Origin of the sequence: Glutamicibacter arilaitensis (assembly GCF_044793945.1) — a bacterium.
GTDB lineage: Bacteria > Actinomycetota > Actinomycetes > Actinomycetales > Micrococcaceae > Glutamicibacter > Glutamicibacter arilaitensis_B.
Window position 1 is genome coordinate 2,255,903 of sequence record NZ_CP084994.1, and the last position, 13,834, is coordinate 2,269,736.

General features: G+C 64.0%; 9 protein-coding genes. All 9 read right to left on the bottom strand.

Features of this window, described 5'->3' with window-relative positions:
- Positions 1–85: 85 nt before the first annotated feature.
- The 9 genes from LG294_RS10635 to LG294_RS10675 all read right to left on the bottom strand — a co-directional run bounded on the left by LG294_RS10635 (position 86) and on the right by LG294_RS10675 (position 13,760).
- Positions 86–1,240, bottom strand: a complete 1,155-nt coding sequence (locus LG294_RS10635) for an IS1249 family transposase (RefSeq protein ID WP_404285512.1) — start codon at positions 1,238–1,240, stop codon at positions 86–88.
- 167 nt (positions 1,241–1,407) lie between these two features.
- Positions 1,408–2,919 (bottom strand): pyruvate kinase, encoded by a 1,512-nt coding sequence (gene pyk, locus LG294_RS10640; RefSeq protein ID WP_404285513.1) that lies wholly within the window; start codon positions 2,917–2,919, stop codon positions 1,408–1,410.
- 83 nt (positions 2,920–3,002) lie between these two features.
- Complete coding sequence (locus LG294_RS10645; RefSeq protein ID WP_404285514.1) at positions 3,003–4,472, bottom strand: glutamate synthase subunit beta; 1,470 nt, start codon at positions 4,470–4,472, stop codon at positions 3,003–3,005.
- Complete coding sequence (gltB, locus tag LG294_RS10650; RefSeq protein WP_404285515.1) at positions 4,465–9,078, bottom strand: glutamate synthase large subunit; 4,614 nt, start codon at positions 9,076–9,078, stop codon at positions 4,465–4,467. The genes LG294_RS10645 and gltB overlap by 8 nt, the downstream gene beginning before the upstream one ends.
- 509 nt (positions 9,079–9,587) lie before the next feature.
- On the bottom strand, positions 9,588–10,550 hold the full coding sequence (gene lgt / locus LG294_RS10655; RefSeq protein ID WP_404285517.1) for a prolipoprotein diacylglyceryl transferase: 963 nt from the start codon (positions 10,548–10,550) through the stop codon (positions 9,588–9,590).
- A gap of 2 nt (positions 10,551–10,552) precedes the next feature.
- Positions 10,553–11,335 (bottom strand): tryptophan synthase subunit alpha, encoded by a 783-nt coding sequence (gene trpA / locus LG294_RS10660; protein WP_404285519.1) that lies wholly within the window; start codon positions 11,333–11,335, stop codon positions 10,553–10,555.
- The gene (trpB, locus tag LG294_RS10665) at positions 11,336–12,598 is read right to left on the bottom strand and encodes a tryptophan synthase subunit beta (RefSeq protein WP_404285521.1); all 1,263 of its coding nucleotides are present in this window, start codon (positions 12,596–12,598) and stop codon (positions 11,336–11,338) included.
- Positions 12,599–12,685: 87 nt separating this feature from the next.
- Complete coding sequence (gene trpC, locus LG294_RS10670) at positions 12,686–13,510, bottom strand: indole-3-glycerol phosphate synthase TrpC (RefSeq protein WP_404285523.1); 825 nt, start codon at positions 13,508–13,510, stop codon at positions 12,686–12,688.
- A gap of 1 nt (position 13,511) precedes the next feature.
- Complete coding sequence (locus LG294_RS10675) at positions 13,512–13,760, bottom strand: HGxxPAAW family protein (protein ID WP_404285525.1); 249 nt, start codon at positions 13,758–13,760, stop codon at positions 13,512–13,514.
- Between the last annotated feature and the right edge of the window lie 74 nt (positions 13,761–13,834).

The following is a 13,834-nucleotide window of genomic DNA, read 5'->3' on the forward strand; positions in this document are numbered from 1 at the left end:
ATCTCGCAACGCAGAAAACTTGGCTTCAAAAGCGAATGGGGGTTATGTGCCAAAAAGTGTGTACAGATGACGCGCTGAAGTGGATTCAGCGACGCCCTCCCCACCCTTTTTGCACTCCATTACCGTCATCCCAACTGAAATGCTTGTCGTAAAGCACCGGCCCAATAGGCTCATCCTTGATGATCTTCGGCGAGGGTTTCTCGGCCCAATGCCGCTGCTGCACGAACGACCACGGATCCTTCGGGTTTTCGACGTGTCGATACAAATACCAGCGCACGAGCGCTATCGAATGCTCCGGCGTCAAGCCTCGGTGCAGTCGTAGCTGGTCCTTGATACCCGCGTTGATACCGCCTTCGAGCGGGCTTGTGGTCCGAGGCAACACCTCGCCCTCCAATGCCAGGTCCAACCACTGAAAAAGTTGATCCTTCTTCAAAAGGTTGTGGAAGAGCTTCTCGCCTCGGCGCAGGTTGATATGGGTGTACCACCACGTTTGATTAGGGCTGACGTACGAAGGCCGAGACTCAGACTTCCCTTTGGCATAGGTTCGTTCTTTGAGCGTGACTGTGTGCATGGACTGCCACTGATAGAACTGCTCGGTCCACTGATTCGCTTGTTCCTTCGTCTCAACTTTCATCAATGCCCGGGTCAAGGTAAGTAGCTGCTGACCTGGGACTGTGCGCGGGTTCAAAGTGAGGTGCTTAACCATGGTTTGGCGGATATGGAAGAAGCAACGCTGGATCTTCGCTTCCGGCCAGAGTCCGGTGATCACAGACTCCAGCGCCCCATTCCCGTCAATGACGGCGATCTGTGGTGGTGCCATGCGTTGGAGCATGCGGGTCCACGAGGCGGTCTTTTCACGGTCGCAGAACTGCCAGTCGATGATATGAGTACCGTTGAAAGCGGTCAGGGCGCAGTAGCCGTTGAAGTAGGTGCCATCGAGCATGAGGTATCGATGTTGTTCGCCGGTTTGCTCAAGGTGTGGCTGGACTTGCCAGCACCAGGCGGTGGTGCGGTGGAAAGTCCGCCGAGGGGTTTGTAGCTCGGAAATACTGTGTTTCCCGGTGGCCCAACGGTAGAAGCCGGTGAACTGTCCTTTCGCGATGATATCGGGGCGGGAAACAGTGCTGGACGCGCCGCAGTTCTTGCACCGCCAGCGGGTGCGTCCAGCGCCTGTTTTCCCGTTCTTGACCAGCTTATTTCCGCATACATCACAACGGGGTTGGTTTGCAATTGTTGCCACGGTACATGCTTTCAAAGCATGTGTTCGTGGTGTTATTCCTAGTGATTACATGTTTTCGGGGAGTTCTGTACACACTTTTTGGCACTTAACCCGCGAATGGGCCTGTGCTCAGGATCGATGACACGATCTTGAGCACGGGCCCATTCTAGTCAGCTAAGAGCTACGGCTTAGAGATCTTTAGGGGTCGACACGTTGGCTGGTGCCCACGGTCCGACAACTTCGCGAGTTGGCATTGGCTTGCCTTCGACCAGCTGACCGGCATCCGCCAAGTCACCGACCTTGTGTACACGCAATGAATTGGTTGAACCAGCTTGGCCCGGAGGGGAACCGGCAGCGATGCAGACCAGGTCATTGATCTCCGCTAGGCCTTCACTGAGCAACTGTTCGTCGACCTGCGCGGTCATCTTGTCCGTATGGTCGGCGTAGGCCACTAGACGTGCCTGCACTCCCCACATCAGGGTCATGATGTTGTAGGTCTGCTGCAGTGGCGTGAACGCCAACACCGGGCGCTTCGGGCGCAGGCGTGAAAGACGTCGCGCGGAGTCACCGGACTGGGTGAATGCGACAATGTATTTCGCGTCGAGCTGATCGGCGATTTCCACGGCAGCGCGGGTAATCGCGCCTCCACGGGTCTTCGGCTGTGAGCCAAGACGTGGAATACGATCCAATCCGTGCTCTTCGGTGGAGGTGATGATGCGCGACATGGTCTCCACGGTTTCCACCGGGTAGGCGCCTACGGAGGTCTCCCCCGAAAGCATCACCGCGTCGGCACCGTCAAGCACCGCGTTGGCGCAGTCCGAAGCCTCGGCACGCGTCGGGGTAGGCGACTCGATCATCGATTCAAGCACCTGGGTGGCGACGATGACCGGCTTGGCCCAGCGGCGGGCAAGTTCCACCGCACGCTTTTGCACCAGCGGAACCTCTTCCAGTGGCAGCTCGACGCCCAAATCGCCACGGGCGACCATGATGGCGTCGAAGGCATTGATGATTTCTTCCAGCGCTGCGACGGCCTGCGGCTTTTCGATCTTTGCGATCACCGGCAGGCGGCGGCCTTCTTCGTCCATGATTTCATGCACGCGCTCGATGTCGCTCGCATTGCGCACGAAGGACAGGGCGACCATGTCTACGCCGGCGCGAATCGCCCAGCGCAGATCGTCCTCGTCTTTTTCGCTCAGCGCCGGCACGTTGACCGCGACGCCTGGCAGGTTGATGCCCTTGTTATTCGATACCTCGCCGCCGACAACGACCTCCGAACGCACCTCGGTGTCGGTGACCTCGATGGCTTTGAGCTTCACCTTGCCGTCGTTGATCAGCAGGAAGTCCCCCGGCTTCACGTCCGTTGGCAAGCCCTTGAACGTCGTGGAGCACAGGTTGCGAGTACCCTGGATATCCTCGGTGGTGATGGTGAACTCTTCGCCGACTTCCAAGATGAACTTGGCGTCGTCCTTGAATCGACCTAGGCGAATCTTCGGGCCTTGCAGATCGGCGAATATACCGACCGCGCGACCCACCTCGGTCGCCGCATTACGAACGTTCGCCAGGGATTGAGCATGCATGGAGTAATCTCCATGGCTCATGTTCAGTCGGGCGACGTCTACGCCCGCTCGAAGTACCGCTACGGTGTTTTCATAGCTCGCTAGGGCCGGGCCCCATGTTGCCACAATTTTTGCGCGTCTCATACCGTCAGCCAAATGCCTTTCATGTCTGCATAGGCAAAATGCGACGAACCCGTTTGGGTTCGCCGCATCAAAGCTTATGCCACTCAAATGATGCTGATGGCTCTATCGGTTGGAGCAACCGGTGCAGGAAGGTTCGTCGTTTCCATCAGGAACTTATCGACTCCGGCGGCGCAAGCGCGACCTTCGGCGATAGCCCAGACGATCAGCGACTGCCCCCGACCGGCATCTCCGGCGACGAACACCGATTCGGTGTTCGTCATGTAGTAGCCATCTCGGGCGACGTTGCCCCGGTTGTCGAAATCGATGCTGAGCTGTTCATCGAGCCCGGAAGGTTCCGGACCGGTGAAGCCTAGAGCCAGCAGAACCAGATCCGCTTTGATTACGCGTTCGGTCCCCGGCTTCGGCAGGCGCTTGCCAGCAACGAATTCTGTCTCTGCAACTGTAACACCGATCACCTTATTCTGCTCGGCTCCCTCGCCGGAAACAAAGTTCACAGTCGAGGCCAGATAGCTGCGTTCGCCGCCCTCCTCATGCGAAGACTGCACCTCGAAAAGCAGCGGCATCGTGGGCCACGGCTGAGCTTCGGCGCGTTCGGTCGGCGGCTTCTGCCCGATGGCCAAGGTGGTCACCGATGCGGCTCCCTGGCGCAGCGCGGTGCCGATGCAGTCAGATCCGGTGTCGCCACCGCCGAGCACGATCACGTGCTTGCCCTTCGCATCGATGCGTGCGGCGTCCAGAGTCCCGGCGACCACGCGGTTGTTCTCGGTGAGGAACTCCATGGCGTGGTGCACGCCATCCAGCTCACGGCCTTCGATGGGAAGTTCACGCGGGATGGTCGCCCCGGTGGCTACGATCACCGCGTCATAATCGCGACGCAATTGCTCCCAGCTGATCTCCTTGCCGATCTCGATGCCGGTGCGGAAGATCGTCCCCTCCTCGCGCATCTGTGCCAGGCGGCGGTCGATGATCTGCTTTTCCAGTTTGAAGTCCGGAATGCCGAAGCGCAGCAGGCCGCCGATCTGCTCGTCGCGCTCGTAGACCGCCACGGTGTGCCCCACGCGGGTCAGCTGCTGGGCAGCAGCCAGTCCCGCCGGGCCCGAGCCGACGATCGCCACGCGCTTCTCGGTGTGGCGTGCCGGTGGCTGCGCGATGAAGTCGCCCTGGTCCATCAGGTGCTCGGCCAGCTCGGCCTCGACCTGCTTGATGGTGACCGCGGGCTGGTTGATGCTCAGCACGCAGGCTGCCTCGCAGGGGGCGGGGCACAGCTTTCCGGTCAGTTCCGGGAAGTTGTTGGTGCTCAGCAGCCGGGCGGCGGCGTCGTCCATTTTCCCGCGGTAGGTCAGATCGTTGAACTCCGGGATCAGGTTGCCCAGCGGGCAGCCCTGGTGGCAGAACGGGATGCCGCAGTCCATGCAGCGGCCGGCCTGTTCCTTCAAGGTGCCGGCCTTCTGCCGTTCGAGGACCTCCTTGTAGTCCATCAAACGCACCGATACCGGGCGCTTAGGTTGGGTGACGCGATCGGTCACCTTCAAAAATCCGCGTGGATCAGCCACGGGTCACCTCCAAAATCTTGTCCCATACCTGCGGCGAATCCGGATTCTCTCCGGCTGCTGCCGCTTGGGCACGAATATTTTCCACCGCCGCGAAGTCGCGCGGGATGATGCTGGTCAAACGCCGGCGCGTCTGCTCCCAATCCAGGATCAGGCGCTGGGCCTGCGGCGAAGCGGTCAACGCGATGTGCTCGGTGAGCAGCGCATGAATCGCCCGCGCCTCATCGTCGTTGACCCCGCGGACCAGCAGGTCACCGGCTGCGGCGGCCAGCGGATTCAGGTTCTTCTCCTCGAAGTCCAGCACCCAGGCCATGCCGCCGGACATCCCGGCGCCGAAGTTGCGTCCGGTGGCGCCCAGGATCAGCACCCGGCCGCCGGTCATGTACTCGCAGCCGTGTTCCCCGATGCCTTCGGTGACGATCGTGGCGCCCGAGTTGCGCACCGCGAACCTTTCGCCGACCATGCCGTTGATGAACATCTCTCCGCTGGTCGCTCCGTAGCCGACCACGTTGCCGGCGATCACCTGGTCCTGCGGGTTGGACAGGGTGGTGCGCGGCGGGTGGATGGCGATCCGTCCGCCCGAAAGCCCCTTGCCGACGTAGTCGTTCGCGTCCCCGGAGAGCGCCAGGGTGATGCCCGCTGGCAGGAAAGCGCCCAGCGATTGGCCCGCACGCCCGGCCAAGTTCACCCGGATGGTGTCCGCGGCAAGTTCTTCGAGTCCGAAGGTTTTGGTCACGTGGTGGCCCAGCAGCGTGCCCACCGAACGGTCGGTGTTCACGATGTCCGCATCGATCACCACCGGGATCCGATCGGACAGGGTCTGCGCGGCGTCGGCCAGGAGCCGCTGGTCCAGATGCTTGTCAAGACCGTGGTCCTGCCCGATCCGGCGGCGGCGTGCTGCAAGTTCCACACCGGGCACGTGGGTGATCGCGCCCAGGGCCAGGGACTGGACCTTCTCGTGGGCGCCGGCCTGCGCGCCGGTGAGCAGCTCCACCCGGCCGATGACTTCCTCCAGGGTGCGGGCGCCGAGCTCGGCGAGCAGTTCACGGACCTCTTGGGCGATGAACTCGAAGAAGTTCACCACGAATTCGGCCTTGCCCGTGAAGCGTTCGCGCAGCGCAGGATTCTGCGTGGCCACGCCCACCGGGCAGGTGTCCAGGTGGCACACGCGCATCATGATGCAGCCAGAAACCACCAGCGGAGCGGTGGCGAAACCGAACTCCTCGGCGCCGAGCAGCGCACCGATCAGCACGTCGCGCCCGGTTTTCAGCTGGCCGTCAACCTGCACGGTGACGCGGTCGCGCAATCCGTTCAGGATCAGTGTCTGCTGCGCTTCGGCCAGGCCGATCTCCCACGGGGTGCCGGCGTGCTTGAGCGAATTCATCGGGCTCGCCCCGGTGCCGCCATCGTGCCCGGAGATCAGCACGACGTCGGCTTTCGCCTTGGCCACGCCGGCCGCGACGGTGCCGATGCCGGACTCGGAGACCAGCTTCACATGCACGCGGGCCGACGGGTTGGAGCACTTCGCATCGTGGATCAGCTGGGCCAGGTCCTCGATCGAGTAGATGTCGTGGTGCGGCGGCGGGGAGATCAGTCCTACGCCCGGGGTGGAATGGCGGGTCTTGGCGATCCACGGGTAGAGCTTCTGGCTCATCAGCTGGCCGCCCTCACCCGGCTTCGCGCCCTGGGCCATCTTGATCTGGATGTCATCCGCGTTCGTGAGGTACAGGCTGGTCACCCCGAAGCGGCCCGAAGCGATCTGCTTCACCGCGCTGCGGCGCTCCGGATCGAGCAGCCGCTCGGGATCTTCGCCGCCCTCGCCGGTGTTGGATTTGGCTCCCAGCCGGTTCATCGCGATCGCCAGGGTTTCGTGCGCCTCGGCGGAGATCGAGCCGTAGCTCATCGCCCCGGTGGCGAAACGCTTCACAATGGAGCTGACCGGCTCGACCTCGTCGATGGAGATCGGGGTGATGCCTTGGGTGTTGAACTTCAGCAGCCCGCGCAGGGTTTTCAGCTCAGTGGCCTGGTCGTCGACCGCCTTGGTGTACTCCTTGAACACGTCGTAGCGGCGGGTCCGGGTGGAATGCTGCAGGCGGAACACGGTCTGCGGGTCGAACAGGTGCGGCGGGCCCTCGCGGCGCCACTGGTATTCTCCGCCCACTTCCAGCTCATTTGGCTGGCTCGCTCCGGAATGCTCCGGGTAGGCGCGGGCATGGCGGGCCGCGGCTTCGCCGGCGACGACATCCAGTTCGATGCCCGAGAGCTTGGTGGTGGTGCCGGTGAAGTACTGGTCGACCACGCGCTGGGATAGCCCCACGGCTTCGAAGGTCTGCGCCCCGCAGTAGGAGGACACCGTGGAGATGCCCATCTTGCTCATGATCTTCAGCACCCCCTTGCCCAGCGACTTGATCAGGTTGGCGGCCGCGGCCTGCCCGGTGACGCCCGGCAGCGAGCCCTCCTCGGCCAGCTGCTCGACGCTTTCCAGCGCGAGGTACGGGTTGATGGCGCTGGCGCCGTAGCCGATGAGCAGCGCGATGTGGTGGACCTCGCGGGCGTCGCCGGACTCGATGATCAGCGACACGCGGGTACGGGTCGAGCTCTTGAGCAGGTGGTGATGCACCGCGGAAGTCAGCAGCAGCGATGGGATCGGAGCCCATGCTGCGGAGGAATCGCGGTCCGAGAGCACGATGTAGCGCACCCCGCGGTTCACCGCCGCGGAGACCTTTTCGCAGATTTCCTGCAGGCGGGCGCGCAATTCGGACTCGCCGCCGGTCGGACGGTAGAGCCCGCGGACCTTCAGCGAGTGCTTGGCTCCCGACTCGGCACGCAGGTTCACGATCTTCGCGACCTGGTCGTTGGTCAGCACCGGGTAGTCCAGATCGATCTGGGTCTGCGCCACGCGGTCCAGGGACAGCAGGTTGCCGTCGGGCCCGATGGAGGTGCGCATCGAGGTGACCAGTTCCTCGCGGATCGCATCCAGCGGCGGATTGGTGACCTGGGCGAAGGACTGCGTGAAGTAGTCGAAGAGCAGCCGCGGGCGCTGCGAGATCGCGGCGATCGGGCTGTCGGTGCCCATGGCGCCCAGCGGCTCGGCGCCGGTGCTGGCCATCGGGGCCAGCAGCATGCGCAGCTCCTCGGAGGTGTAGCCGAAGGTCAGCTGGCGCTGCAGCACGGAGGCCGAATTGTGGCGCACATGCTCCAGATCCGGGAAGTCCTCCAGCGACTTGATATTCGTCCCGACCCATTCGCGCCACGGCTTGGCGGCGGCCACTTCGGCCTTGATTTCCGCGTCCTCGACGATGCGTCCGGCGTTCAGATCCAGCACGAACATCTTGCCCGGGGCCACCCGGCCCTTGGAGACGATATGCTCCTCGGCGATGTCGATGACCCCGACCTCGCTGGCGAGCACCACCAGGTCATCGTCGGTGACCCACCAGCGCGCAGGGCGCAGGCCGTTGCGGTCCAGCACCGCGCCGGCCAGCTGGCCGTCGGTGAAGCAGACCGCCGCCGGGCCGTCCCACGGTTCGATGAGCATCGAGTGGTACTGGTAGAAGGCGCGCAGGTCGGCGTCCATCTGGGTGTCGTTCTCCCAGGGCTGCGGGATCATCATCATGATCGCCTCGGTGACCTTGCGCCCCGAGAGCATCAGCATTTCGGCGACCTCGTCGAAGCTCGCGGAATCCGAGGCTCCGGGGGTGCAGATCGGGAATAGCTCCTCGGGCACTTCGCCGAGCAGCTCGGATTCCAGGGTCGACTGGCGGGCGCGCATCCAATTGCGGTTGCCCTTGACGGTGTTGATTTCGCCGTTGTGCGCGATGGTGCGGAAAGGCTGGGCCAGCGGCCACGACGGGAAGGTGTTCGTGGAGAATCGCGAGTGCACGATAGCGCAGCGGCTGGTGAAGCGCTCGTCGGACAAGTCCGGGTAGAACGGCTCCAGCTGGGCGGTGGACACCATGCCCTTGTAGACGATGGACTGCGCGGAGAAGGAGGCGAAGTAGACGCCGATCTTATTCTGCGCGCGGCGGCGGATGCGCCAGGCCGCGGCGTCCAGGGCGTGGGAGTCGAGCTCACCGGAGGCCGCGCTGGAGGCGACAAAGAATTGGGTGATATGCGGCATGACCGCACGGGCGGAGGCACCGAGCACTTGTGGATTCACCGGGACGGTGCGCCAGCCGAGCACGCTCAGCGACTCTTCGGCCGCTAGCTCTTCGAGTTCGGATTTAGCGAAGTCCAGTTCGCTCTGCGCTGCCGGCAGGAAGCCCATGCCCACGGCGTAGCGTCCGGGGGCGGGCAGCTCGAATTCGGTGACTGCGCGCAGGAAGGCGTCGGGCAGGTGCAGCAGAATGCCCGCTCCGTCGCCGGTTCCCTCGTCGGCGCCGATGGCTCCGCGGTGTTCGAGCCGGCGCAGAGCGGTGAGCGCATGGCTGACGATCTCATGAGTCGGATTGTTCTTCAGCGATGCAATCATCGCCAGTCCGCAGGCATCCTTTTCGGCGCTCGGGTCGTATAAACCCTGTGCCGGCGGGATTGCTGCGAAGCGGGTATAGGGCGAGGAGACTGCCTCGCCAAATCCGGGCGAGGCGTTCAACTGGACTCCGGTCATGCTCATGAGCGTGCCTTTCGTGGTTCATGCGGCGGAAAAAGGCGGGCCGGGTCCCACCTCGGGGATTCTCGAAGGTGCGTCAGCAACCGGCCGCCTTGACCTCGTGGCCAGTGCTGCCGTCGGCGGGGTAGGGCCGAGCGGGCGCTCTGGTTCAAAGGTTGAAGAAATCCACCGCGTTGTGGTTCCTGCGCCTCGCCGGGATCATGGGGTGTGGATTCTCGGAGAGGTGCGTAGATTCACAATACGCCCCCTATGTTTCTCGCTTTCGCGCGGTTTTGTTTCGAAAATGTTAAAAGGGTCACGGGCAACTGAAGCTAAAAAGCAGGTTTTTTCACTGCCAGGCTATCTGGTTCCGCTGTTTTACCCGGGGTGAGGCGATTTTAAATGTTTCGCGCAGATTGCGCACTGCCCACGTAGATCACGAGAAAGTCATCCGTTAACGCCGAAACGGGGACCGAAAAAACACGCGGTGGTGTTTTTCGGTCCCCGTTTGAGGCGCGGATGCAGTTTTCCGGTCAGATCGGCGGGTTCTCGTCGTCCTTCGCGATCTTCCGCTCTGCGCGCTCTGGCGATGCTTCGGCGTCCGCGGCCGCTTCGAGAGCAGCCGGCTCACGCCCGGGCAGGAAGAGCGAATCCTTGCCTTCGGGACGCAGCTTGACCAGCACGTAGGCCAGCGCCAGCGAACCGAAGACCACTAGGGCGATGGCAAGCCACTGGTGAATGCGCAGGGACAGCGGGCCGATGGTGATGATCTCGGCCGCGTCCAGGCGCAGCGACTCGGTGAAGGTCCGGCCGATGCCGTACCAAATCACGTAGCAGCAGAACATCGCCCCGCGGCGCAGCGCGAACTTCTTATCCAGTGCCAGCAAGACCACGACGCCCAGCAGATTCCACAGCGATTCATAGAGGAAGGTCGGGTGGAAGAGCGTCTCGGGGGGCAGCGACGCCGGGAAGTTATGGTGCTCCGGGTCGATTTCAAGTCCCCAGGGCAGAGTGGTCGGGGCGCCGAAGAGTTCCTGGTTGAACCAGTTCCCCCAGCGGCCCACGGCCTGGGCCAGCAGGACGCCGGGAGCGACCGCATCGATGAAGGACGAGAGCCGCACTCCGGTCCGCCGGCAGCCGATCCAGGCGCCGACGATGCCCAGCGATACCGCACCCATAATGCCCAGTCCGCCCAGCCAGAGCTGCGGGATCTCGGCCCAGTGCGACTGCTGTCCGCCGAGCCCGAAGTAGTACATCGGGTCGGTGATCAGCACATGGTAGAGCCGGCCGCCGACGATGCCGAAGGGGATCGCCCAGATGACGATGTCCCAGAGCATATCCGAGTCGCCGCCCCGGGCTCGCATGCGCTTGCCGGTGAGCCACAGCGCCAGCACGATGCCCAGCAAAATGCACAGCGCGTAGGCGTGTATGGTCAGCGGGCCCAGGGAAAGCTTCGAGAATTCTTCGGGTGGAGAGGGAATGGAGACCGGCAGCATGCCTAGGCCCGTCCGCTCAGCGCCGCGGCGAGCCGGCCCACGGCGGGCACTCCCCCGTCACGCAGCGCGGCGACCAGCGCGGTGCCCACGATGACCCCGTCGGCGTAGGCGCCGATCTCGGTGACGTGTTCGCGGCGCGAAACTCCCAGTCCGACGCAGGCGTTTTCGGCGCCTGCGGCATGGGCCGCGTCCACCACTGCCTGCGCGGCGGAGGAAACCTCGCTGCGCGCACCGGTGACGCCCATCAGCGAAACGCAGTAGACGAACCCGGAGGACGCCTCTACGGTTTGCCTCACGCGCGCCTCGGTGGAGCTCGGTGCGATCAGGAAGACCCGTTCCAGGTCGTACTTCTCGCTTGCGGCTTGCCATTCGGCGGCCTCATCGGGCACCAGATCGGGGGTGATCAAACCGGCCCCGCCGGCCTCGGCGAAGCGCCGGGAGAACTCGTCAACGCCCAGGCGCAGCACCGGGTTCCAGTAGGTCATCACCATCACCGCGGCGTCGGTGCGCTCGGTGATCCCGCGCACGATGTCGAAGATCTGGGCCACGCGGAAGCCATTGGCCAGCGCCTGGTTGGTCGCCTCCTGGATGACCAGTCCGTCCATCACCGGATCCGAGTAGGGAATGCCCATCTCGATGACGTCGACCCCGTTTTCGGCCAGCGCGACGGCGGCCTCGATGCTGGTTTCGACATCCGGGAAGCCTGCGGGCAGGTAGCCGATCAGCGCCGGGCGGCCTTCGGCACGCGCTGCGGCGATCTTTTCTGCACTAGTGACTCGCGACATTTATTTGCCCTCCGGGGTGTTTGCGGCGGCCTCGGAATCGAGCATGCCGAACCATTCGGCGGCCGTGGATACGTCCTTGTCCCCGCGGCCCGAGAGGTTTGCGATGATGATGGTTTCCTCGGGCTTGGCGCCCGCGGCGATCTTGAGCTGCGCCAGGCGGATGGTTCCGGCCAGCGCGTGCGCGGATTCGATCGCCGGCAGGATGCCCTCGGTGCGGCACAGGATCTTGAACGCGTCCATGGCCTCGGTGTCGGTGACCGGCTCGTAGTGCACGCGGCCGATATCTGCCAGGTAGGCGTGCTCCGGGCCGACGCCCGGGTAGTCCAGTCCGGCGGAGATGGAGTGCGATTCGATGGTCTGCCCGTCGTCGTCCTGCATCAGGTAGCTTTTCGCGCCGTGCAGCACGCCGGGCTTGCCCAGGGTGATGGTCGCCGCGTGGCGGTCGGTATCCACGCCATCGCCGCCTGCCTCGAAACCGTAGAGCTCCACCTCGGCGTCGTCCAGGAAGCCGTGGAAGATGCCGATGGCGTTCGATCCGCCGCCGATGCACGCGGTGACAGCATCGGGAAGGCGTCCGGTCTGGGCCAGGATCTGCTCGCGGGCTTCCTCGCCGATGACCTCATGGAAGTAGCGCACCATGGCAGGGAACGGTGCGCCGCCGGCGGCGGTGCCCAACAGGTAGTGCGTATTGCCCACGTTGGCGACCCAGTCGCGCAGCGCCTCGTTGATCGCGTCCTTCAGCGTCTGGCTGCCCACGGTCACCGGGATCACCGTGGCGCCCAGCAGCTGCATGCGCGCGACGTTCAACGCCTGGCGGCGGGTGTCCTCGGCGCCCATGTAGACCACGCATTCCAGCCCCATCAGGGCCGCGGCGGTGGCCGAGGCGACGCCGTGCTGGCCGGCTCCGGTCTCCGCGATGATGCGGGTTTTGCCCATGCGCTTGGCAAGCAGCGCCTGGCCGAGCACGTTGTTGATCTTGTGGCTGCCGGTGTGGTTCAGGTCCTCGCGCTTGAGGAAGACACGCACCCCGCCGCAGGCTTCGCTGGAGAAGCGCTTCGCCTCGGTCAGCAGCGAGGGGCGGCCCGAGTAGCTGCGGTTCAGCTCCTTGACCTCTTCGATGAACGCCGGGTCGGCCTTGGCCGCCTCGAAAGTCTCGTTCAGCTCATCCATGGCCGCCATGAGCGATTCGGGCATCCAACGTCCACCGTACTGACCAAAGTACGGGCCGCTAGCATGTTTCAACGAGTCATCCGATGCGTTCATCGATTCCCTCTTCTCTTGAAATTTTTGGGCGGTGCCCGGCCCGGACGCAAGTCCTGGCCGGGCACCGAAGATCTGGGTGCTGCGCGCCTAGCGTGCTGGCTTGGCGGCGGAACCCGCTGCGATGAACGCGGCGACGGTGGCCCGCGGATCGGCGTGCTTGACCAGCGCCTCCCCGACGAGAATTCCGTCTGCCCCGGCCGCAGCGTAGATTTCCACCTGTTCGGCGGATTCGACACCCGACTCGGCGATGATCACCGCGTCGCTTGGCAGCAACGGGGCCAGCGCACCGAAGGTGTCCACGTCCACATCGAGGGTCTTCAGATTGCGGACATTCACTCCGATGATCTTCGCGCCGGCCTTGACGGCACGCGCGATTTCCTCCTCGGTGTGGGTCTCCACCAGTGCGTTCATTCCCAGCTCGTGGGTCAATTCTAGGAAACTGGAGAGCGTTTCATCATTCAGCGCCGCAACAATGAGCAACACGAGGTCCGCGCCGTGGGCCCGAGCCTCGTAGATTTGGTACTCGTCGACGGTGAAATCCTTGCGCAGCACCGGAATCGAGACCGCCTCGCGGACCGCGTCCAGATCGGCCAGGGAACCGCCAAATCGCCGCTGTTCGGTGAGCACGGAGATCACCGAGGCCCCGCCGGCCGCATATTCTGCGGCCAGCACGGCAGGTTCGGGGATCTGCGCCAGCGCGCCCTTGGACGGAGACTTCCGCTTGACCTCGGAGATCACCCGCAGTGTCGTGTCGCGCGCGGCTTGCTCGGCATGGCCGCCGAGGGCCGCGAAGCCATCGCGGGCCGCCGGCATGGCGTCCGCGGCCGCCTTGACCTGCGCGAGGCTGGTGATGGCGCGACGGGCGCCCAGGTCTTCCCGGACGCCCGCGATGATGTCATCAAGAACAGTCAATTTAGTGTGCTGCTCCGCTGCGCGAACCGCCCACACCGAAACCGGCCTTCTTCATGATCCAGCCGACGATCAGCCCGAGCACCATAATGCCCGCGCCCGCGTAGACGATGGCCGGGTTGTGGAACGCGAAGGCGACGCCGCCGACGATCGAACCGACGATCATGGTGCCGACGCAGGCCCAGGCTGCGATCGAGTTGCCGTGGCCGATTTCTTCGGTGTAGACCGGGTCAGTCTCGGTGTTCTGCGACATTGCTGGATGTCTCCCTTTTACTCTTCAGGTTGCGTGCCGCACCGGAAAACCGGTCCGCACGATGGACTTCGCTT

Coding starts and splice junctions, on each gene's coding strand:
- pyk (WP_404285513.1), bottom strand. CDS start 2,919: ATGAGACGCGCAAAAATTGTGGCAACATGGGGCCCGGCCCTAGCGAGC.
- gltB (WP_404285515.1), bottom strand. CDS start 9,078: ATGAGCATGACCGGAGTCCAGTTGAACGCCTCGCCCGGATTTGGCGAG.
- lgt (WP_404285517.1), bottom strand. CDS start 10,550: ATGCTGCCGGTCTCCATTCCCTCTCCACCCGAAGAATTCTCGAAGCTT.
- trpA (WP_404285519.1), bottom strand. CDS start 11,335: ATGTCGCGAGTCACTAGTGCAGAAAAGATCGCCGCAGCGCGTGCCGAA.
- trpB (WP_404285521.1), bottom strand. CDS start 12,598: ATGAACGCATCGGATGACTCGTTGAAACATGCTAGCGGCCCGTACTTT.
- LG294_RS10675 (WP_404285525.1), bottom strand. CDS start 13,760: ATGTCGCAGAACACCGAGACTGACCCGGTCTACACCGAAGAAATCGGC.